This window comes from Aeromonas sp. QDB03, from assembly GCF_027707985.1.
Taxonomy (GTDB): domain Bacteria; phylum Pseudomonadota; class Gammaproteobacteria; order Enterobacterales; family Aeromonadaceae; genus Aeromonas; species Aeromonas hydrophila.
Map to the genome: position 1 here is coordinate 410,302 of NZ_JAPCJG010000002.1, position 20,350 is coordinate 430,651.

The window sequence follows — 20,350 nt, forward strand, 5'->3', positions numbered from 1 at the left end:
TTCATCAGAATGTGAGCGAGACACCAGACCCGGGCGGCCAAGACGCGTAGACTGCGCGGGTTTTACCCAACAGATGTACCGTTCCCATGCGCCTCTCCATTGCTGCCAAAATCAACTTCTTCCTGCTGTTCATCTTCTCCATGGTGCTGGTGTTCTCCGCCGCCTATCAGGCGGTGCGCGAACGCGACCTGATCCTGACCCTCATCAAGGAGCAGAGCCGCGAGCAGACCGAGGCCTACTTCGACGGCCTCAACATGCTGATGCTGACCGGCAAGATGGATGCTCGCGACACCCTGCGCGGCAAGTTTCTCGAGCACGCCCACGTGGAGGATGCCCGCATCGTGCGCAGCGAGGCGGTGAGCAAGCAGTACGGGGTCGGCCACCAGAGCGAGCAGCCCAAAGACAGGTTCGATGAGCTGGCACTGGCCGGCAAGGGCAGCCTGGAGGTGGTACACGACGGCATGCACAGCAAGCTGGTGGTAACCCGCCCGCTGTTGGCCAAGAAGGATTTTCGCGGCACCGACTGCACCAGCTGCCACCTGGTGCCGGAGAATACCGTGCTGGGGGCGGTGCGCTTTGACTACTCCCTCGACACCCTGTTTACCCGGGTCGAGCAGAACATCCTCACCTCGGCGCTGAGCCTCACCGTCATCTTCGGCCTGGGGCTGCTGCTGACCCTCTGGGTCATTCGCACCTGGATCGTCCGCCCCCTCAACCAGCTGACCCGCTCCATGGAGGAGGCCACCGACCTGCACGACTTCGGCCACCGGCTGGAAGGAGATGAAGGGGACGAGATTGGCCGGGTGGCACTCGCCTACAACCAGATGCTCGACAGCGTGGAGCGTCAGCTCGGCAAACGGCCCGCCGCGCCGATGGAAGGGAGCGAGCAGAAGGCGACAGAGAGAAGAAAAGAGGGCTAGCCCAGGTAGTAGAACAGCAGACTGGCGATCAGGATCAGCAGCAAGATGGTCAGGTGCACCCGCCCCGTGTCCTCCTGCCGCCGGCAGCGTCGGCGCTCCGCCAGCAGCACCGCCAGGGTCAGCAGGCAGCAACCCCAGAGCCCGTGCAGCAGCCAGGGGGTAAGCAGGGGATCCCAGCTCTGGCGTACCCTGACCCCGCCATAGACCAGAAAACCGTAGGCCGTCTGCGGTCTGGCGAAGTGGTAGAGGGAGAGCAGGACGATGAAGCCGCCCCAGCAGAGCATCACCAGCCCCTGCAACACCCGTGTCAGCCGGTCCGGCCCCCGTCGCCGCTCTTTCACGTCCATCCCCCGTTCCATTGGCGCGCCAATCCGCCGATAGGCGCCGAAATCCCCCCCAGAGTCCGACATTTTTGCTTGTTTATCAAACCTGCGCGGGTAAGATTGACGGCTTAGTCTGCCATGATGGGCCAAGATTGCCCGGGCCAGACCCCAAGTGTTGCAAATAGCGCTGCAAGAACAAGCTGGAGACAATATTTCGATGACGCACGCATCCGTAGTAGATGTGCTGACCGGTAAGTATGCGGTCGGCACCACCCAGACAGTCAAAGGGTGGATCCGGACCCGCCGCGATTCCAAGGCGGGGATCTCATTTTTGGCCATTTCCGATGGCTCCTGTTTCCATCCGGTACAGGCAGTCGTCCCCAATACCTTGGCCAATTACGAGAATGAAGTGCTGCGTCTGACCACGGCTTGCTCGGTGGAAGTGACCGGCCTGGTGGTCGAGTCTCAGGGCTGCGGCCAGGCGTTCGAACTGCAGGCCACCGACGTCAAGGTGGTGGGCTGGGTCGAAGATCCGGACACCTACCCCATGTCTGCCAAGCGTCACAGCATCGAATACCTGCGCGAGCAGGGCCACCTGCGCGCTCGTACCAACGTGGTCGGCGCCGTGACCCGGGTACGCAACTGCCTCTCCCAGGCCATTCACCGCTTCTTCCACGAGCAGGGCTATCTGTGGATCGCCGCGCCGCTCATCACCGCCTCCGACACCGAAGGCGCCGGCGAGATGTTCCGCGTCTCCACCCTGGATATGGAAAACCTGCCGCGCACCCCGCAAGGCAAGGTGGACTATGACAAGGACTTCTTCGGCAAAGAGACCTTCCTGACCGTATCCGGCCAGCTCAACGTCGAAACCTACGCCTGCGCGCTGTCCAAGGTCTACACCTTCGGGCCGACCTTCCGCGCCGAAAACTCCAACACCAGCCGCCACTTGGCCGAGTTCTGGATGGTTGAGCCGGAAGTGGCCTTCGCCGATCTGGAAGACAACGCCGCCCTGGCCGAAGCCATGCTGAAGTATGTCTTCAACGCCGTGCTGAGTGAGCGCCGCGACGATCTGGAGTTCTTCGCCCAGCACGTGGACAAGGACGCCATCGGTCGTCTGGAGCGCTTCGTTGCCTCCGACTTCGCCCAGATTGACTACACAGATGCCATCGAAGTGCTGAAAAACTGCGGCAAGAAGTTCGAGTTCCCGGTCTCCTGGGGTATCGACCTCTCCTCCGAGCACGAGCGCTACCTGGCCGAAGAGCACTTCAAGTCCCCGGTGGTGGTGAAGAACTACCCGAAAGACATCAAGGCCTTCTACATGCGCCTCAACGACGACGGCAAGACCGTCGCCGCCATGGACGTACTGGCCCCGGGCATCGGCGAGATCATCGGCGGCTCCCAGCGTGAAGAGCGTCTGGACGTGCTGGATGCCCGTCTTGCCGAGATGGGCCTGAACAAGGAAGACTACTGGTGGTATCGCGACCTGCGCCGCTACGGTACCGTGCCGCACTCCGGTTTCGGTCTGGGCTTCGAGCGTCTGGTGGTTTACGTGACCGGCATGGGCAACGTGCGCGACGTGATCCCCTTCCCGCGCACCCCGCGCACCGCCGAGTTCTGATTACAGGACTTTCCCTTAAAAGCCGACCTCAGGGTCGGCTTTTTGTTGCCCGTCCGGCGGCCGGACGGCCTTGCCGGCACCACAATTAATCATTCTTGCCGCCCTCCGTCACGCCCCCTTGCTGACACACCCGCCCCGCGCCAGCCGTTGAGCCCCATACGCAGCCACTTATTGCCCGCAAAATAACAAAAACGTTAATACGTGGTTTTTATGACGTTAAATCAAAAAGCGATGAGTTATTGAAGTACCTCAAATTTTTGCCCTTTTTTGGCAGGCACAATAACCACTAACCCTTTAGGGCTAAATAAAAAACAGACAATCCCGGTCCATGAGCCCAACACAGCACAGACATGGATTAAATAACGCGAGGTAATGGAATGATCTTGATGGAATTTTTGGTGGTACTCGGCTGCTTGCTGCTGGGTACCCGGTTTGGGGGCATGGGGCTGGGTCTCATCAGCGGCATCGGTCTGTTCCTGCTGACCTTCGTGTTCGGTCTCACCCCGGGCGAACCGCCGGTGCAGGTGATGCTGACCATACTGGCGGTGATCGGCTGCGCCGCCACCCTGCAGACCGCCGGCGGTCTCAACCTGATGATGCAGGTGGCCGAGCGTCTGCTGCGCCGCCACCCCCAGTACATCACCCTGCTGGCGCCGCTCACCACCTGGACCCTCACCTTCCTGTGCGGTACCGGCCACGTGGTCTACACCATGTTCCCCATCATCGCCGACATCGCACTGCAGAAGAACATCCGCCCGGAACGGCCGATGGCGGTCGCTTCCGTCGCCTCCCAGATGGCGATCTGCGCCTCGCCGGTGTCGGTGGCCGTGGTCTCCATGGTCTCCATCCTGGCGGCCGGTCACGGCATCGGTCAGGCCTACAGCCTGCTCGACATCCTGATGGTAGCCATCCCCTCCTCGCTCACCGGGGTCATAGTCGCGGCCCTCTGGAGCCTGCGTCGCGGCAAGGATCTGGACAAGGACGAAGAGTTCCAGGCCAAGATCAAGGATCCGGAGCAGCGAGCCTTCGTCTACGGCGGTGGTGAGACCCTGCTCAACACCAAGTTCCCGAAAGAGGCCTACTGGTCGACCTGGATCTTCTTCGCAGCCATCGCCGCCGTGGTGGTGCTGGGGGCCGACGCCTCCCTGCGCCCGGTGTTCGAAATGGGTGGCAAGACCGGCCCGCTCTCCATGAACCTGGTGATCCAGATGATGATGCTGATCGCCGGCGCCATCATCCTGATGCGCTGCAAGGTCAAACCGGGTGACATCTCCAACGGCGCCGTGTTCAAGGCCGGCATGGTGGCGATCTTCTCGGTATTCGGGGTCGCCTGGATGAGCGAAACCTTCTTCCAGGCCCACATGCCGCTGCTGAAAGAAACCCTGGCCCATGTGGTGCAGGCCCAGCCCTGGACCTATGCCCTGGTGCTGTTCCTCATCTCCAAGCTGGTGAACAGCCAGGCCGCCGCCCTGACCGCCATCGCTCCCATGGGGCTGGCGCTGGGTGTGGAGCCCAAGCTACTGATCGCCTTCCTGCCGGCGAGCTACGGCTACTTCGTGCTGCCGACCTACCCGAGCGATCTGGCCTGTATCGGTTTCGACCGCTCCGGTACCACCCGCATCGGCAAGTTCATCATCAACCACAGCTTCATCATTCCGGGTCTGATCGGGGTCGCCACCTCCTGTACCCTGGGTTATCTGCTGACCAGCATACTGCTCTAAGCAACACACCGCTTAGCCAGTCCAGCAGGCCCCCCCGGGGGCCTGCTGTTTTGTGCCCTGCCCCATCCCGTTTTGCCAACCGCCCGCACTCTGGGTAGCATGACCCCTCTTTTCTTTGCGGAATCTCCCCCATGTCTCGCGTCATCGTGCTCTGGAGCGGCGGCAAGGATGCCATGCAGGCCCTCTGCCATGCCCGCGAAGCGGGTCATCAGGTAGTGGCACTGGCCACCTTTGCACCGCCCGAACCCCGCTTTCTGGCCCATCCCCTATCACAGGTGCGTCGGCAGGCGGCGGCCCTCGGGCTGCCCCATCTGCTGATCACCATCGAAGCGCCGTTCGATCTCGGTTATGAGCGGGCGCTGGCGGCATTGAAAGAGGAGTGGCGCCTGGATGGGGTGGTCACCGGCGATATCGACAGCGTGGGGGGCGCGCCGAACTGGATCCGCGAGCGCTGCCGCCCGCTCGATCTGGCCGTTCACACCCCGCTCTGGCAGCAAAGCCGCGAGGCGCTGCTGGCAGACCTGCTGACCCGCGGCATCGTCGCCCACCTCTCCTGCGTCGACACCCGGGTGCTGGCCCCCGAGTGGGTGGGGCGCACCCTCGATACCGCCACCCTGGCCGAGTTGCAGCAGCTGGCGGCAAGCCGGGGCTTCGATGCCTGCGGCGAGCAGGGGGAGTACCACACCATGGTGACCGACGGCCCGGGCTTTGCGGCGCCGCTGGTGCTCGGCCGCTGGCAGGTTGCCCGTCAGGAGCAGCTCGCCTACCTGCTGGAGGATGAGGGGTAGCAGGACAGCTCGTCTGCACCGGCATGTCAGATAAAAAAACGGGAGGCGATGGCCTCCCGTTTTGCTTTTCTTTGACGCTGACCTAGTTGGCCAGCTTGCCCAGCACCCGCTGCAGCAGGCGGATGCGTGGCTCGATGCTCTCCAGCAGCAGGAACTCCGCCTCCGAGTGGAAACCGCCCCCCATGGGGCCGAAGCCATCCAGCGACGGCACCCCGGCGGCGGCGGTGAAGTTGGCATCCGAGCCGCCACCAGCCTCCAGCCAGTTGAAGGTGATCCCCTCCTCCTTGGCTGCCGCAGCCACCAGCGCCATCAGCGCCTCGGTGTCGCCACTCGGGCGCATCGCCGGCTTGAAGCTCTGGCGATCCACCTCGACCCGGCAACCGGCGAGGAAGGGGTTGTTGGCCATGAAGGTGAGCCGCTCGTGCACGGCGGCCGCTTCGTCATTGCTCCAGAAGCGCAAGTCGACGATCGCCTCGGCAAAATCCGGCACCACGTTGACGCCGGTCCCCCCCTGCACCACCCCCACGTTCATGGTGGTGCCGGTATCGAGGTTGACCTGCTCGTTGATGGCGAGCACCCAATGGGCCAGCTCGGTGATAGCTGAGACCCCTTCGGTGAGGGCCGAGCCAGCGTGGGAGGCCTTGCCGTGGAAGGTAATGCGGTACTTGGCATTACCCTTGCGAGCGCTGATGAGATCGCCGTTGGGGCGCGCCGCCTCAGCCACCAGCACGCAGCCGCTCTGCTTGGCTTTTTCCACCAGCCACTCTTTGGACCAGGGGGAGCCAATCTCCTCGTCGCAGTTGCAGCAGACCAGCACCTTGAGCTTGGCCAGCACGGCGGGATCCATCCCTTTCAAGGCATACCAGATGGAGAGCAATCCGCTCTTCATGTCCGACACACCGGGACCAAAGGCCTGATTGCCTTCCACTTTCAGCGGCCGCTTGGCGGCTGTCCCCACGGGGAATACGGTGTCCATGTGGCCCACCAGCATCACATCGTAGTGGCTGGCGCCGGGGGCATTGGTTGCCTCGAGGCAGGGGCCGCACTCGGCGGCAAACTGGTGGCGGGTCACCTGCCAGCCGATGGCCTCATATTTCTCGGCCATGATATCGGCGACCCGAGCCACCCCGGCCGGGGTGCGGGTACCGCAATCGAGGTTGATGAGCGGGGCCAGATCCGCTAGGTAGGCGTCCAGGGAAAAAGCGTTGCGAGAGTCTGTCATTGTCATCTCCTGAGGCGGGAGGACACACCTCCCGCCCGACGGCCGAATGAAAGGGGCGGACGACCCGGGCCGTCCGCCGCCCGGTTACATAAACAGCAGATAGTTGAGGGGGAGCGCGGTCACCAGGGCGCCGGCCATGGGCACGCAGGTGCGCTTGACCACCACGAAGGGGGAGACCTTGGCGATGCCCGCACAGGCGATCAGCACCGCCGCGATGGGGGAGACGGTGCGGCCGATGCTGGAGGCGAGCTGCATCGGCAGCAGCATGGTCACCGCCGGTACGCCGAACTTGGCAGCCACCGCCGGCGCCAGGGTCGAGAAGCTCAAGAATGCCGCGTTGCCCGAGCCCATGATGACCGCCGCCACCATGATGAGACCCACCATCACCAGGGTCATCAGACCGCTGCCGATACCGGCATTGCTGGCAGAGTGCAGCAGGGTATCGATGGCGCCAATGGCCTTGAGGGACTCGGCAAACAGCTCGGCACAGACGATGAGCGCCACCACGGGGCCGAACACCTTGCCCATGCCGTCGAGGAAGCTGGAGAGCCCGGCGAAGGCGGTGCGCACCGAGCGGGTGCGCAGCAGCTCGCACAGCATGCCGATAAAGACCGACAGCAGCATGGCCACCTCCACGCTGACGCTGATGGTGGTCACCAGCAGTTTCGAGAAGGTCATCATCAACACGAAAGGAATGATGGGCAGCAGAGCATACCAGGTGGGCGCCGCCACCGCCTCGGTACCCTGCTCGTCCAGCTCGGCGTGCTCGCCGCGATGCAGGGCCGGATCCCAGCCATCCTGACGGTCACAGTGCCGCTGCCAGAAGAAATGCAGCACCATGGTCACCAGCAGCATGGGGGCCACCAGCCAGATCTGGTAGTCGACGAAATAGCTGGTGGGATCCATGCCGGATTGGCCGGCGGAGAAGATGGCGTTGGTCTGGGTCGGGCCGATTTCGAACGCCTGGGAGGTGGCGATGACGCCGCAGGCGGAAGCCGGGCTGATGCCGAGGTTGCGCATCACCGGGTACATGGTGACCATCAACAGCAGGCCAAGGCCGGTGGCGGAGGTGACGAACAGGGAGACGAAGACCGCCACCAGGTAGCAGATGGCCAGCATCAGGTAGCTGGACTGGATGCCCGCCACCGGTTTGACCGCCACCCGCACCAGCGCCTGGGAGGCACCGATATGGGACATGTAGGTGGCAAAGCCGGCCACCGCCATGATGGTGAGGCCGAGGCCCGCCGCACGGTAGGAGAAGATCCCCTTGAACACCTCGAACAGGTCGAACAGGGCGAAGCCGGTGCTCTTGTCGGCGGGCAGAATGGGGTGCAGTCCCAGCCAGTAGGCGACGGTGAAGATGGCCATGCCGGCCAGTGCCAGCACCGCCTGCGGGTTGTAATCCTTGACGATGCCGTAGACCACGGCCAGCAGTACGAGCAAGACGAAGACGAGTTCCAAATATTCACTCCTGATAAAGTTATCGAGGAGCGGAATCTAGTGGTCTGACCGCGCTTTCCCATTGATCCCCGTCAAGAAAGATGGCTTGACCGCACCCCAATGAAACAAAATGCTACACATATAACAAAAAACAGCAATTTAAACTAAAGGCAAACCTTTAGAATCCCTTTGCCACGCGTTCTGGCGAATAACCTCAGGCTTTTTTGCTTTGGATCAACGTCAGGGGCCAGTGAACTGGCCAAGATGCGCATCGACACACAGCGACCATTCGCGCCGGAGAGAGTTATGACAGACCGAGCCAACGCAGGCATGACGACCTGCGACTACAAGCTATGGGACATCCTCGTCGAGTCTGCAAAGGAACGCACCACCATTCGTTACTCCAAGCTGGCCAGGCAGGCCGGGCTGGAGAATTGCCAGGATGAGCTGCGCACGCTGCTGCAACGCATCCGCATGTACTGCACCGAGCACCAGTTGCCGATCCTCTCCGCCATCGTGGTGGACGATGTGGGCAAATATACCGGCCTCTCCTCCAGTCTGCCGGACGCCCCCTGGGAGCGTGCCAAGGTGTTTGACTACCAGTGGCCGGTTGCGCCCTGAGTCATCCACCCCTCACAATAACGCGCCCGCCGGCGCGTTTTGTACTTCTTTGGGCCCCCTTTTCCTGAACCGCAGGCAAAAAAAACCCGCCGAGACGGCGGGTACTAAGCAAGCAACGCTCTGGATGACCAGAGTAAAGAGTTCAGGCTGTCGAATCTTGCCACCTCCGGCACCACGCGAAAGAGGTAACAGGACAACATGGGTTTGCATAAATCGCTGATTTATCCAAGCTTCATGCTGACCATCGACGGGAAATGAGACTAAAGTGAAGGCCCTGCTTAAGGAAATGATTTATTAGTATTCCATTATGCACAGAATGAATTTACGAGGCGTCGACCTCAACCTGCTGGTGGTGCTCAAGGCACTGCTGGAGGAGCGCAACACCACCAAGGCCGCCGAACGGCTCGCCATGAGCCAGCCGGCCGTCAGCCGCGCACTGGCCCGCTTGCGTCTGCTCTATGACGATCCCCTGCTGATCCGCACTCCCCAGGGCATGGAACCCACCGCCCGGGCGGAGGCCTTGCTGCTGCCGCTGCGGGAGATCCTGCACGACATCGAGCAGACCTTCAGCCCCCCCGAGCAGCTCGACCCCGCCCAGTTCGAGGGAGTGCTGCGCATCGGGGCCCACACCTATGTGGAGTACGTGATGATGCCGAGCCTGCTGGCCCGGCTGCAGCAGCAGGCGCCCAACCTGCGCATCCACATGGTGCCGCTCAATGCGGACTACGAAAGCCAGCTCGATGAAGGGGTCATCAGCATGGTGATCAGCAAGCAAGACGAGGTGCCCGGCCGTTTTCGCCGCATCCCGCTGTTCGAGGACAAGCTGATCTGCGCCGCCCACCGCAGCCACCCGCTGCAGGGCCAGGTGCTGTGCATCGAATCCTTCGCCCAGGCCCAGCACCTGCTGGTCGCTCCCCGCGGCAGCGAAGGGGGCATCGTCGATGATCTGCTGGCCGCCCACGGCATGACCCGGCACACCCCCTTGATAGTGCAAAGCTTTCTGGCTGCCCCCTTCATCCTGCCGTGCGCGCCTCTGCTGCTCACCTCCCCTGCCCGGGTGCTGCGTCCGCTGATGCCGCTGCTGGATCTGGTGGAGTACGAGACCCGCTTCGCCCTGCCCACCTTCGAGGTGAGCCTCATTCGTCATCGTCGCGACGATAACAACGCCATGCTCAACTGGTTCGAATCCGAACTGCACCTCTGGTGTCGCACCCAGAGCGAACTCTGATGCCCGCCGGCGCGTCCAGCGCCGGGCACTTTTCCCCTCCCCCCAGGCCCGACCAGCGCCTCGCCCCACCTCCCCCATGCGCATCGGCGTTGCCTTGAGATCGCCACAATGCCAGAATCGGGCCTCTTCTTGATTTCCCGTTTCAGGACTCAAGTTTCAGCTTTCCGGGCCCATGCCCGCAGACAAGGACTCCCCATGGCCACCACCCTCTATGGCATCAAGAACTGCGACACCATCAAGAAAGCCCGCAAGTGGCTGGAGCAGGCCGGCATCGACTACCGCTTTCACGACCACCGTGCCGACGGCCTGAATCCGGCCGATCTCGACCGCTGGCTGAGCCAGCTCGGCTGGGAGGCGCTGCTCAACAGCCGCGGCACCACCTTTCGCGCCCTGCCGGACGAGGTCAAACAGGGGCTCGACACCGCCAAGGCGCGTGCCCTGTTGCTGGAGCATCCGGCCATGATCAAGCGCCCGCTGCTGGATCGAGACGGCGAGCTGACCCTGGGCTTCAAGGCCGATCACTACCAATCCCTCTTCTCTCGTTAAGCTTTTTTGCTAAGGAACGCTGATGTCGGATGTCATCGCACTGGCCAAGGATCTGATCCGCCGCCCCTCCGTTACCCCGCTGGATGAAGGGTGCCAGACCCTGATGGCGGAGCGCCTCGCCAAGCTCGGCTTCGTCATCGAGCCCATGGTGTTCGAAGACACCACCAACCTCTGGGCCCGCCGTGGTAGCGAGGGGCCGCTGTTCTGCTTCGCCGGCCACACCGACGTGGTGCCCGCCGGCCCGCTGGAAAAATGGCACACCCCGCCGTTCGAGCCGACCATCCAGGATGGCGTGCTGTACGGCCGCGGCGCCGCCGACATGAAGGGCTCGCTGGCCGCCATGGTGGTGGCGGTCGAACGCTTTGTGGCCGAGCATCCGGATCACACCGGGTCGATTGCCTTTCTTATCACCTCCGATGAAGAGGGGCCCTTCATCAACGGCACCACCCGGGTGATCGATACCCTGGAAGCGCGCCACGAGAAGATCACCTGGTGCATCGTCGGCGAGCCCTCCTCCACTGCCGTGGTGGGGGACGTGGTGAAGAACGGCCGGCGCGGCTCCATCACCGGCGATCTGCTGGTGCGCGGGGTGCAGGGCCACGTCGCCTACCCCCATCTGGCGGACAATCCCATTCACAAAACCGCGCCGGCACTGGCCGAGCTCGCCGCCACCGTGTGGGATGAGGGCAACGCCTACTTCCCGCCCACCAGCTTCCAGATAGCCAACATCTCGGCCGGCACCGGCGCCTCCAACGTCATTCCCGGCGAATTGCACGTCCAGTTCAACTTCCGCTTCAGCACCCAGCTGACCGACCTGGATATCCGTGAGCGGGTCGAAGCCCTGCTGGACAGGCACGGTCTCGATTACCAGATCGACTGGACCCTCTCCGGCCAGCCCTTCCTCACCGACACCGGCAAGCTGCTGGCGGCGGCGGTCTCTGCCATCGAGGCGGTGAACGGCCAGCAGCCGGCCCTGCTCACCACGGGGGGAACGTCCGATGGGCGCTTTATCGCCCCCACCGGCGCCGAAGTGATCGAGCTGGGCCCGGTCAACGCCACCATCCACAAGGTGAACGAGTGCGTGAAGGCGGACGATCTGGATCTGCTGGCCGACATGTACCAAGGGGTGCTCGCGAGGTTGCTGGCATGACCCAGGAGCAACTGCTGGGGTTGGATGAAGGTCACCTCATTCTGGTGGGGCAAGGCCCGCACCGGCTGACGGCCGCCACCGCGGCGGCCTTCAACGACATGCAGGTGGCCGCCGCCCACGCCGGCTTCAACCTGCAGCCCGCCTCCAGCTGGCGGGGCTTTGATCGCCAGCTCGCCATCTGGAATGGCAAGTGGCGCGGCGAGCGGCCGCTGCTCGATGCCCACAGCCAGCCCATCGACGCCCTGCAACTGAGCGACGAGGAGCGCCTCCACGCCATCCTGCGCTGGAGCGCCCTGCCCGGCACCAGCCGCCACCACTGGGGCACCGATCTCGACATCTACGATCCGGACTGCCTGCCCGCCGGCACCAGGCTGGCGCTGGAGCCCTGGGAGTATGAAGCCGGGGGCTGGTTCGCCGACCTGAGCGAGTGGCTTGAGGATCGCATGAACGACTTCGGCTTCTTCCTGCCCTACGCCAAACCGGCCGGTGCCGGCAGCGGGGTTGCCTACGAGCCCTGGCACATCAGCTTTGCGCCTGAGTCCCGCGAGCAGCGGCTCGACCCGGCCGCGCTGGCACTTTGCCTGCAACAGGCGGATATTGAAGGCAAGGGGACCATACTGGCCAACCTCGACGAGATCCTGACCCGCTATGTCACCCTGGCCACCGACGAAAGGAGTAGCACATGAACCTCTGGCTCTGGATAGGCTTGCCACTGCTCTTCCTGCTCGGCCTGTTTCTCAACGCCATCAAGGACATGAAGCGACTGGAGAAAGAGCTGCCCCGCTACAAGGACAAGATCCGGGAAGTGAAGGACGACGAGGACGACTGACTCGAGTCCGCCGACAGGGGCACCCACGGGTGCCCCTGTCGCTATCTGTCCACTTTGTGAACATGGTCACGTTGCTCATCGCGCTGGCGACGCCGGCGACCCCCTTTTGATGGCCAGAACCCTTCGCAGCCATGACACCGAAAATGTAAAAAACTGCAAATAAATGCACAATTAAGCCACACCGAGCCCAACAAACTGCATATAATGTGCCTGATTTGCATTTTGACAGAAGGAGTTCGCCATTGGATGCCGTCACCATCAACAGTTTTTTCCTCGTCGCGGCCTTGTTGGTGGGCGCCAGTGTCCTGTTGAGCGCGCTCTCCTCCCGTCTCGGTATCCCCATCCTGGTGATCTTCCTCGCTGTCGGCATGCTGGCCGGTGAAGATGGCCCCGGCGGCATCCACTTCGCCGACTACTCCATCGCCTATCTGGTGGGCAACCTGGCGCTCGCCATCATCCTGCTCGACGGCGGCATGCGCACCCGGGTCTCCTCGTTTCGGGTGGCGCTCTGGCCCGCGCTGTCGCTGGCCACGGTCGGGGTGGCCATCACCACCGGCCTCACGGGCCTGGCCGCCGCCTGGCTGTTTGACCTCAACCTGATGCAGGGGATGCTGATCGGCGCCATCGTCGGCTCCACCGATGCGGCGGCGGTGTTCTCCCTGCTCGGCGGGCGCAGCCTCAACGAGCGGGTCAGCGCCACCCTGGAGATAGAGTCGGGCAGCAACGACCCCATGGCGGTGTTTCTCACCGTCACCCTGATCGAGGTGCTGGCCAGCGCCCAGCAAGACCTCAACGCCGGCTTTCTGCTGCTGCAACTGCTCAAGCAGTTCGGGCTGGGCGCCGGCATCGGCCTTGGCGGCGGCTGGCTGCTGTGGAAGCTCATCAACAGCGCCAAGCTGGCCCCCGGCCTCTACCCGCTGCTCACCGTCAGCGGCGGCCTGCTCATCTTCGCCCTCACCACGGCGGTGGGCGGCAGCGGCATCCTCGCCATCTATCTCACCGGCCTCTTGCTCGGCAACCTCTCCCTGCGCAGTCGCAGCACCACTTTGTCGGTGCTGGACGGCCTGACCTGGCTCAGCCAGATCGGCATGTTCCTGGTGCTGGGGCTGCTCGCCTCCCCCCACAAGCTGCTGCCCATCGCCCTGCCGGCGCTGGCGCTGGCCATGTGGATGATCCTGTTCGCCCGCCCCATCTCGGTCTGGATCGGGCTGCTGCCGTTCAAGAACTTCGCCCCCCGCGAGCGCTGGTTCATCTCCTGGGTCGGCCTGCGCGGCGCGGTGCCGATCATCTTGGCGGTGTTCCCCATGATGGCGGGGCTGCCCAACGCCCAGCTCTACTTCAATGTCGCCTTCTTCGTGGTGCTGGTCTCGCTCATCTTGCAGGGCAGCTCACTGCCGCTGGCCTCCAGGCTGGCGCGGGTGGAAGTGCCGGCGCCCCCCTCGCCCATCAACCGCTCCGGGCTCGAGATCGATCTCGACAGCCAGTGGGAGACCTTTGTCTACCGCCTGAGCGACGAGAAGTGGTGCATCGGCTCGCCGCTGCGGGATCTGCGCATGCCCAAGGGTACCCGCATCTGCGCCCTGTTCCGGGATCAGGAGCTGCTGCACCCCTCGGGCAGTACCTGTCTGCAATCCGATGACATCCTCTGCGTCATCGGCCACGAGCGCGACCTGCCCGCCCTCGGCCAGCTGTTCAGCCAGGCGCCAGAGCAGGATCTGGGCCCGCGCTTCTTCGGCGACTTCCTACTGGAGGCGGCCGCCAACCTGGTGGATCTCGCCCCGCTCTACGGGCTGGATGTGAGCGAGGTGGCGGATCAGACCCTTGGCCATTTCATTGCCCACCAGTTGGGCGATAATCTGGTGGTCGGCGACCACGTCGAATGGCAGGGACTGATCTGGACCGTGGCCGAAATGGACGAGGGTGAGCCCCGCAAGATCGGGGTGCGCTTTCTGGAAGAAGATCCGGTCTGATCGTCGTTGTCTGCCTCGTCCTCTGCGAGAAGGGAGTTACCTATGCCTTACCAAACCCTGTTGTCCGGCTTGCAACCCCCTTCGCCCCAGCTGGGGGTGATCGAGGGCTTCTTTGGCAAGGGCTGGAGCTGGGAAGCCCGTGCCCGCTATGCCCAGTGGCTGCCCCGCCACGGTTACGGCTTCTATCTCTATGCCCCCAAGGAAGATGGCTACCTGCGCAAGCACTGGGCCAAGCCCTGGCCTGCCGCCCAGCTCGAGGCGCTGCGCCAGCTCGCCCGCCAGTGCCGCGACAACGGCCTCGCCTTCGGGGTGGGCCTGAGCCCCATGGGCGCGCACCACGACTATGCCCGCCAGCGGCCGGCCCTGCTGGAAAAGGTGCGGCTCATCGAAGAGGAGCTCAAACCCGACATCCTGGCCGTGCTGTTTGACGACATGAAGGGGGATACCCCGGATCTCGCCCACTGGCAGCTCACCATCGCCCACGACATCGCGGCCCACACCCGCGCAGGCCGCTTGCTCTTCTGCCCGAGCTACTACAGCACGGACCCCGTGCTGGAGAAGGTGTTCGGCGCCATGCCGCCCCACTATCTGCAGGATCTGGGGCAGGGGCTGGACAAGCGCTTCGAGATCTTCTGGACCGGCCCCAAAGTCTGCTCCAGCGACTATCCGGCAGCCCACCTCAAGCAGGTGGCCGAGTGGCTGCATCGCAAGCCGTTCCTGTGGGACAACTACCCGGTCAACGATGGCAGCAAGGCCAGCAGCTTCCTGCACCTGCGCGCTTTCGAGAACCGCCCGGCGGAACTCGCCGAGCTGACCTCGGGCCACGCGGTCAACCCCATGAAGCAGGCGGCGCTGTCGGTGCTGCCACTGGCCACCCTGCCGATGAGCTACAAGCTCGGCAAGCAGTACGATCCGGACAAAGCGCTGCACGCCTCCCTCAATGCCACCTGCGGCCCGCAGATCTCCGCCATGATCCAGGCCGATCTGCCGCTGTTTCAGGACATAGGGCTGGCCCAGCTGACCCCTGAGCAGGTGGCCCATCTCAAGGCCCGCTACCTGCCGTTTCGCGACCAATCCTGCGTCGGCGAGATCCTGCGCTGGCTGGATGGCGAATACGTGTTCGACCCGGACTGCCTGACCGACTGACCCCCACCACAGAGACCCTGCCACAGGAGGCTGCATGGATGCGTCCCTGATTTACCAGAACCTGGCGGTGATCGCCGCCTTTCTGCTGGTCTACAGCCTGATCGCCGGGCGCTTTGAATCCCGCCTCGTCAACGGCCCCTTGCTGTTTCTGCTGATGGGCTGGCTGCTTGGGCCGGGCGGCATCGAGCTGCTCTCCCTCTCCATCGACAGCGACGGCATCAAGCTGTTGGCAGAGCTGACCCTGGTCATAGTGCTGTTCAGCGACGCGGCCAACACCAACTGGCAGGTGCTGCTGGCCAACCGCGCCCTGCCCATCCGGCTGCTGCTGATCGGGCTGCCGCTCACCCTGGCGGCCGGCGCCCTGTTCGGTCACTGGCTCTTCCCCGACTTGCCGCTGCTGGAGATGGCGATCCTCTCCACCATACTCGCCCCCACCGATGCGGCACTCGGCAAGGCGGTGGTGAGCAACCCGGCAGTACCCGCCCCCATCCGGGAGGGGCTCAATCAGGAGAGCGGCCTCAACGACGGCATCTGCGTACCCGTGCTGCTCCTGCTGCTCGCCCTCATCGCCCCCACCGAGGAGCACAGCGGCACCGGCCTGCTGGCTCTCACCTTGCTGCTGGAGGAGATTGGCATCGGCCTACTGGTAGCCTGGGGGCTGACCAGCCTCACCCTGCGCCTGCTCAAGACCTCCTACCTCAACGGCTGGCAGCTGCCGCTCTGGCGCCAGCTCACCATGCCCGGGCTGGCCCTGCTCTGCTTCGCGCTGGCCCAGACCCTGGGCGGCAGCGGCTTCATCGCCGCCTTCGTGGGCGGACTGCTGATCGGCCGCAAACTGGGGGAGCACAAGCACGCCTATATGGACAGCTGCGAGGGGTACGGTGATCTGCTCTCGGTGGTGATCTGGATGGTGTTCGGCGCCACCCTGATGCCCATGCTGACGGCGCTGCTGCACTGGCAATACTGGCTTTATGCCGCCGCCAGCCTCACCCTGCTGCGCATGCTGCCGGTCTGGCTGAGCCTCATCGGCACCGGCCTCAAGCCCGAGCTCAAGCTCTTCATCGGCTGGTTCGGGCCACGGGGGCTGGCCAGCATCGTCTTTGCGGTGATGGTGCTGCAGCACGAGCCGGCCCTCCTCGGCCAGCGACCCATCATCGCCACCGTGCTCTGCACCATCATCCTGAGCGTCATCCTGCACGGCATCAGCGCCAACCCCTGGGTCGCCCGCTTCAAGCCCCATTGACCTATTAAGGGGATACGCCGCCAACAAAAAAGCCCCGGGATTACCCCGGGGCTTTTCTTTTGTCAGGCACGTGCCGGCCATAGCCAAACCAGCCCTAGGAGCTCTCCCCCTCAGCCTGAGCCCGGTAGACCAGGATCCCCGGCTTGTTCTGCACATACTCCAGGAAGGGGGAGTCCACCACCTGCATGTTGCTCGAGAGGGAGGAGGCATTGCGCAGCACGGGGCCGTTCTCGCCACGGATGAAGATGCCGGTGTGGGTGACGTCGAGCCCGGCGAGATCGGTATAGATGCCGATGTAGTCGCCCTCTTCCAGCAGGCTCAGGGTGTTCTCATCGATGCTGGCGGAGGGAATGTAGGTGATGTCCCGTGCCGTCACCCCCAACCCAGGAATGTAGTGGCCACCGTCCGCCTTCTGGTTGAGCTGCTTGGCCGTGGTCACCACGGCGCCGCCCACCAGATGGGTCACGTCGCTCACCCGGTTGTCGCCATGCACCCAGTCAGAGAAGAAGTGCTTTCTGGTCAGGTAGTTGACCTCACCGTTCACGTAACGAGTGTGCATCACGTTCTCGATGAAGTGATGCACACTCGTTGCGCGACGCAGCGACTCGACATAATCCAGATAGGTGAAGCAATCGAGTTCGCCAAAATCCACCACCAGCTGCTCCTGGGTATCGTTCGAGCCGACCAGCCGGTTGGCGACGTAGGGATTGCCCAGAAAGAGCCCGGAAAAATCCCTGATCGACTGACCCGGCGAGCCCTGCGGCCGGGCAAACAGCTCGATAAGCTGCGGCTCCTCGATGTTGTAAAAATCGAGGTTCCTCTCTTTGCCGGCGACCGCCGCGCCGGCAAAGAGCAGCAATGCAACGCTGGTTAGCCTCATCATCCTTAATTCTCCTTGCTCAGAATGTTAAAAACGGACCGTTTGCATCCTCTTGCGGCCGCAAGCAAATGCCATTCGAGACTGACGATGTTGCGACCGTTTGCAAACCGGATAAATGTAAGCAAATGTGGCCAGCCTCCCCCATCCCGCCCCGATCAGCACATCCATGGTCGGTCCTTGTATCCGCAGGCATCACGAAAAAGCCCCGCGGGGCGGGGCTTTTCGGCAGAGTCAGGCCAGCTGGCAAGCGATGGCATCAACCCAGTGCCAGCCAGACCCCTACGCCAAACATCAGGGAGCCGGCGATCCGGTTCATCAGGGTGACGTTGCCGCTCTTGGCGAGGAAGTGGCGCAAGGTGCGGCCACCGCTGGCGTAGAGCAGCAGGCAGGAGAACTCGATGACCAGGATCAGGGCCACCAGGGCGCTGATCTGCGGCGCCATCGGCTTGGCCGCGTTGATGAAAGGGGGCAGCAGGGAGACCATGAAAGCCCACCCCTTGGGGTTGGCGATGGCGGTGACGAAACCCTGCATGGCCAGCGCCAGGGGACGGGTCTCCTGGGCCGCCGACAGATCCGCCGGAATGGCCAGCTTGCCTTTGGCCTGCCACATCTGGATGCCGAGCCAGATGAGATAGGCGCCGCCCACGTATTTGAAGGCGGCAAACAGCGCCGGGTAGTTGAGCATGACGGCCGCCACCCCGATCACCGACAGCACCGACACCAGGCCGACCCCGATAAGCTCGCCCCACATCATGTGCAGGGTGCGGCGTACCCCCAGGCTCATGCCGAGGGTCATCGCCAGGGTCATGCACATGCCGGGAGTCACGGAGACAAAAAAGAACGTGGGAATAAACAGCGCCAGAATGGCGGGATCGATCCAGTCGGACACACTACACCTCCATGGTAACAGACCGACGATCTTGCCTATCACATTCATTTAACACAAGAAAAAACCTTTTCGTTCAGCATGATTTCAGCCATAAAAACCTGTGACAAGGTTTGTCGCGCCTGTGTAAGATGCCGCCTTGTTCCTCTTCTGGGTCAGGATCTTTCATGTCATTGAATAATCTCTCTATCCGTCTGCAAGTACTCATTCCTCTCCTGCTCGCCAGCCTGCTGATGATCCTGATGATCGGGATCGGCAAGCAGGACATCGACAGCGCCATCGGCGACATGAACGACACCACCGTCAGCGTGACCCGTCACAAGGACGACATCGCTACCCTGATCCACGCCACCTACCGGCTGCGCACCACCGCCATCTATGGCCTCTACGACCCCGAACGCTTTGCCACGCTGCCCGGTGACCTCACCGCCGCCGAGCAGGAGATCGGCTCCATCCTGGCCAGACTGGTCATCACCGGCGCCGAGCAGGACAACAGCCGGGTGGCGGCCGCCCTGCAGGCCTACCTCGGCCACACCCGCAACAACATGCTGCCGCTGCTGGCCGCCAAGCACCAGGGCAGCGGCGATCCCGCCGCCTACGAGCAGGCCCGCCTGCGCTTTCGCGAGCTGGGGGAAGATCTCATCAAGCAGATTGATGCCATGTCCGCCCACATCAACCAGCTGATCCAGGATGAGATCGCCCAGGAGCAGGCCCACTACCACTCAACCCTGCTGCGCACCCTGCTGCTGATGGGGGCGGCCCTGCTGGCTGCCCTGTTTGGCGGCTGGTGGCTGTCCGGCCAGATAGTGCGCCCCATCGGCCAGCTGCAGCAGGTGATGCGCGCCGTGGCCCAGGGCCGCTTCAACGTGCGCGCCGCTGCCGACGGCGACAACGAGCTAAGCCAGCTGGCCGCCGACATCAACCAGACCCTGACCCAGCTTGGCAACACCATCCAGACCCTGACCGGCATCAGCGGCAACGTGGCCTCCGCCGCCACCGAGCTCGCCGCCGTGATGACCCAGTCCGAAGCCAACGCCCAGCAGCAGCGCAGCGAGACCGAGCAGGTCGCCTCCGCCGTCACCGAGCTGGCCAGCACCGCCGACAACGTCAACCACAACGCCGCCCTGGCCGATGAACTGGCGCGCGATGCCAACGACAGGGTCGAGCAGGGGCTGACGCTGTTTGCCGAGAGCATCCAGGCCAACAGCCGCATGGCGGGCAGCCTCGAGAGCGCCGCCGCGCAGGTGGCCCAACTCAAGTCCCAGTCCGAGCAGATCGGCAAGGTGATCGAGGTCATTCAGGGGATTTCGGAGCAGACCAACCTGCTGGCGCTTAACGCCGCCATCGAGGCCGCCCGCGCCGGCGAAACCGGCCGCGGCTTTGCGGTGGTGGCCGACGAGGTGCGCATGCTGGCGGCCCGCACCCAGGACTCCACCAAGGAGATCCAGGCCATCATCGAGCAGTTGCAGAGCCAGTCCCAGTCGGCCAACAGCGGCGTGCAGGAGACCCTCGCCATCCTGGCCCACAACCAGCAGCTCTCCGGCGAGGTGCAGGCGCTGCTGGGCTGCATCACCGAAGCGGTCAACCAGATCAACGGCGCCAACGCCCAGGTGGCCACCGCTGCCGAGGAGCAGTCCTGTGTCACCGCCGACATCAACCGCAACATCACCAACATCCACGAGATCGTCAACCAGAACGCGGCCGGCATCAGCCAGAGTGCCGCCGCCAGTCACGAACTGTCACAGCTCGCCGAGCAGCAGCGCAAGCAGCTGGCCCAGTTCCAGCTGTAACCACGCCCTCGTGAGTACAGACAAGGCCC

Annotated in this window: 19 protein-coding genes; 14 read left to right on the top strand and 5 right to left on the bottom strand. The window is 63.7% G+C overall.

Annotated elements, in window-relative coordinates; genetic code table 11:
- The first annotated feature begins 86 nt into the window (after positions 1-86).
- Positions 87-920: a HAMP domain-containing protein gene (locus PG900_RS06595; RefSeq protein ID WP_039213141.1), complete on the top strand. Its 834-nt coding sequence runs from the start codon at positions 87-89 to the stop codon at positions 918-920.
- On the opposite strand, the gene PG900_RS06600 is transcribed toward PG900_RS06595, so the two are convergent.
- Positions 917-1,267 carry a hypothetical protein gene (locus PG900_RS06600; RefSeq protein WP_026080362.1) on the bottom strand — a complete coding sequence of 117 codons (351 nt, stop codon included), beginning with the start codon at positions 1,265-1,267 and terminating at the stop codon, positions 917-919. The genes PG900_RS06595 and PG900_RS06600 overlap by 4 nt on opposite strands.
- A 193-nt stretch (positions 1,268-1,460) precedes the next feature.
- On the opposite strand from PG900_RS06600, the gene asnS reads away from it, so the two are divergent.
- The 3 genes from asnS to PG900_RS06615 all read left to right on the top strand — a co-directional run bounded on the left by asnS (position 1,461) and on the right by PG900_RS06615 (position 5,370).
- Positions 1,461-2,861 (top strand): asparagine--tRNA ligase, encoded by a 1,401-nt coding sequence (gene asnS / locus PG900_RS06605; RefSeq protein WP_270831118.1) that lies wholly within the window; start codon positions 1,461-1,463, stop codon positions 2,859-2,861.
- 377 nt (positions 2,862-3,238) lie between these two features.
- A complete protein-coding gene (locus PG900_RS06610) occupies positions 3,239-4,582 on the top strand; it encodes an anaerobic C4-dicarboxylate transporter (protein WP_017410023.1) in 1,344 nt (447 codons plus the stop codon).
- Between the two features lie 131 nt (positions 4,583-4,713).
- Positions 4,714-5,370 carry an adenine nucleotide alpha hydrolase gene (locus tag PG900_RS06615; protein ID WP_270798633.1) on the top strand — a complete coding sequence of 219 codons (657 nt, stop codon included), beginning with the start codon at positions 4,714-4,716 and terminating at the stop codon, positions 5,368-5,370.
- Between the two features lie 82 nt (positions 5,371-5,452).
- Here the strand turns inward: PG900_RS06615 and PG900_RS06620 are convergent, their stop codons facing one another.
- Positions 5,453-6,592 carry a M20 family metallopeptidase gene (locus tag PG900_RS06620; protein ID WP_270798635.1) on the bottom strand — a complete coding sequence of 380 codons (1,140 nt, stop codon included), beginning with the start codon at positions 6,590-6,592 and terminating at the stop codon, positions 5,453-5,455.
- An 84-nt stretch (positions 6,593-6,676) separates the two neighbouring features.
- Positions 6,677-8,053 carry a C4-dicarboxylate transporter DcuC gene (dcuC, locus tag PG900_RS06625; RefSeq protein ID WP_270798637.1) on the bottom strand — a complete coding sequence of 459 codons (1,377 nt, stop codon included), beginning with the start codon at positions 8,051-8,053 and terminating at the stop codon, positions 6,677-6,679.
- A gap of 285 nt (positions 8,054-8,338) precedes the next feature.
- Between dcuC and PG900_RS06630 the strand changes: the two genes are divergently transcribed.
- The 9 genes from PG900_RS06630 to PG900_RS06670 all read left to right on the top strand — a co-directional run bounded on the left by PG900_RS06630 (position 8,339) and on the right by PG900_RS06670 (position 16,765).
- The gene (locus PG900_RS06630; protein WP_024943845.1) at positions 8,339-8,653 is read left to right on the top strand and encodes a hypothetical protein; all 315 of its coding nucleotides are present in this window, start codon (positions 8,339-8,341) and stop codon (positions 8,651-8,653) included.
- Positions 8,654-8,969: 316 nt separating this feature from the next.
- Positions 8,970-9,881, top strand: coding sequence for a LysR family transcriptional regulator (locus tag PG900_RS06635; protein ID WP_005298997.1), 912 nt, complete (start codon positions 8,970-8,972; stop codon positions 9,879-9,881).
- Between the two features lie 195 nt (positions 9,882-10,076).
- Entirely contained in the window at positions 10,077-10,427 is a 351-nt protein-coding gene (locus PG900_RS06640; protein WP_270831119.1) for an ArsC family reductase, read from the top strand.
- Between the two features lie 22 nt (positions 10,428-10,449).
- Entirely contained in the window at positions 10,450-11,577 is a 1,128-nt protein-coding gene (gene dapE, locus PG900_RS06645) for a succinyl-diaminopimelate desuccinylase (RefSeq protein WP_270831120.1), read from the top strand.
- Positions 11,574-12,263 (top strand): M15 family metallopeptidase, encoded by a 690-nt coding sequence (locus tag PG900_RS06650; RefSeq protein WP_270831121.1) that lies wholly within the window; start codon positions 11,574-11,576, stop codon positions 12,261-12,263. Before dapE ends, PG900_RS06650 begins: the two co-directional genes overlap by 4 nt.
- Positions 12,260-12,406, top strand: a complete 147-nt coding sequence (locus tag PG900_RS06655) for a hypothetical protein (protein ID WP_005298986.1) — start codon at positions 12,260-12,262, stop codon at positions 12,404-12,406. The genes PG900_RS06650 and PG900_RS06655 overlap by 4 nt, the downstream gene beginning before the upstream one ends.
- A 242-nt stretch (positions 12,407-12,648) precedes the next feature.
- A complete protein-coding gene (locus PG900_RS06660) occupies positions 12,649-14,376 on the top strand; it encodes a potassium/proton antiporter (RefSeq protein WP_011705375.1) in 1,728 nt (575 codons plus the stop codon).
- 42 nt (positions 14,377-14,418) lie between these two features.
- Positions 14,419-15,522, top strand: coding sequence for a beta-N-acetylglucosaminidase domain-containing protein (locus PG900_RS06665; protein WP_024943852.1), 1,104 nt, complete (start codon positions 14,419-14,421; stop codon positions 15,520-15,522).
- 34 nt (positions 15,523-15,556) lie between these two features.
- Positions 15,557-16,765: a cation:proton antiporter gene (locus tag PG900_RS06670; RefSeq protein WP_270831122.1), complete on the top strand. Its 1,209-nt coding sequence runs from the start codon at positions 15,557-15,559 to the stop codon at positions 16,763-16,765.
- A gap of 94 nt (positions 16,766-16,859) precedes the next feature.
- Here PG900_RS06670 and PG900_RS06675 read toward each other — a convergent pair whose 3' ends face one another.
- Positions 16,860-17,648: a DUF1460 domain-containing protein gene (locus PG900_RS06675; RefSeq protein WP_270798652.1), complete on the bottom strand. Its 789-nt coding sequence runs from the start codon at positions 17,646-17,648 to the stop codon at positions 16,860-16,862.
- 253 nt (positions 17,649-17,901) lie between these two features.
- On the bottom strand, positions 17,902-18,534 hold the full coding sequence (locus PG900_RS06680) for a LysE family translocator (RefSeq protein WP_011705371.1): 633 nt from the start codon (positions 18,532-18,534) through the stop codon (positions 17,902-17,904).
- 164 nt (positions 18,535-18,698) lie between these two features.
- Here PG900_RS06680 and PG900_RS06685 point away from each other — a divergent pair, with 164 nt between their 5' ends.
- Positions 18,699-20,321: a methyl-accepting chemotaxis protein gene (locus PG900_RS06685; RefSeq protein WP_270798654.1), complete on the top strand. Its 1,623-nt coding sequence runs from the start codon at positions 18,699-18,701 to the stop codon at positions 20,319-20,321.
- Positions 20,322-20,350: the final 29 nt, after the last annotated feature.

Excerpts from the sequence above, each read along its gene's own strand:
- PG900_RS06595 (WP_039213141.1), top strand. The coding sequence starts at position 87 with ATGCGCCTCTCCATTGCTGCCAAAATCAACTTCTTCCTGCTGTTCATC.
- PG900_RS06600 (WP_026080362.1), bottom strand. The coding sequence starts at position 1,267 with ATGGACGTGAAAGAGCGGCGACGGGGGCCGGACCGGCTGACACGGGTG.
- asnS (WP_270831118.1), top strand. The coding sequence starts at position 1,461 with ATGACGCACGCATCCGTAGTAGATGTGCTGACCGGTAAGTATGCGGTC.
- PG900_RS06610 (WP_017410023.1), top strand. The coding sequence starts at position 3,239 with ATGATCTTGATGGAATTTTTGGTGGTACTCGGCTGCTTGCTGCTGGGT.
- PG900_RS06615 (WP_270798633.1), top strand. The coding sequence starts at position 4,714 with ATGTCTCGCGTCATCGTGCTCTGGAGCGGCGGCAAGGATGCCATGCAG.
- PG900_RS06620 (WP_270798635.1), bottom strand. The coding sequence starts at position 6,592 with ATGACAGACTCTCGCAACGCTTTTTCCCTGGACGCCTACCTAGCGGAT.
- PG900_RS06630 (WP_024943845.1), top strand. The coding sequence starts at position 8,339 with ATGACAGACCGAGCCAACGCAGGCATGACGACCTGCGACTACAAGCTA.
- PG900_RS06635 (WP_005298997.1), top strand. The coding sequence starts at position 8,970 with ATGAATTTACGAGGCGTCGACCTCAACCTGCTGGTGGTGCTCAAGGCA.
- PG900_RS06640 (WP_270831119.1), top strand. The coding sequence starts at position 10,077 with ATGGCCACCACCCTCTATGGCATCAAGAACTGCGACACCATCAAGAAA.
- dapE (WP_270831120.1), top strand. The coding sequence starts at position 10,450 with ATGTCGGATGTCATCGCACTGGCCAAGGATCTGATCCGCCGCCCCTCC.
- PG900_RS06650 (WP_270831121.1), top strand. The coding sequence starts at position 11,574 with ATGACCCAGGAGCAACTGCTGGGGTTGGATGAAGGTCACCTCATTCTG.
- PG900_RS06655 (WP_005298986.1), top strand. The coding sequence starts at position 12,260 with ATGAACCTCTGGCTCTGGATAGGCTTGCCACTGCTCTTCCTGCTCGGC.
- PG900_RS06665 (WP_024943852.1), top strand. The coding sequence starts at position 14,419 with ATGCCTTACCAAACCCTGTTGTCCGGCTTGCAACCCCCTTCGCCCCAG.
- PG900_RS06670 (WP_270831122.1), top strand. The coding sequence starts at position 15,557 with ATGGATGCGTCCCTGATTTACCAGAACCTGGCGGTGATCGCCGCCTTT.
- PG900_RS06675 (WP_270798652.1), bottom strand. The coding sequence starts at position 17,648 with ATGATGAGGCTAACCAGCGTTGCATTGCTGCTCTTTGCCGGCGCGGCG.
- PG900_RS06685 (WP_270798654.1), top strand. The coding sequence starts at position 18,699 with ATGTCATTGAATAATCTCTCTATCCGTCTGCAAGTACTCATTCCTCTC.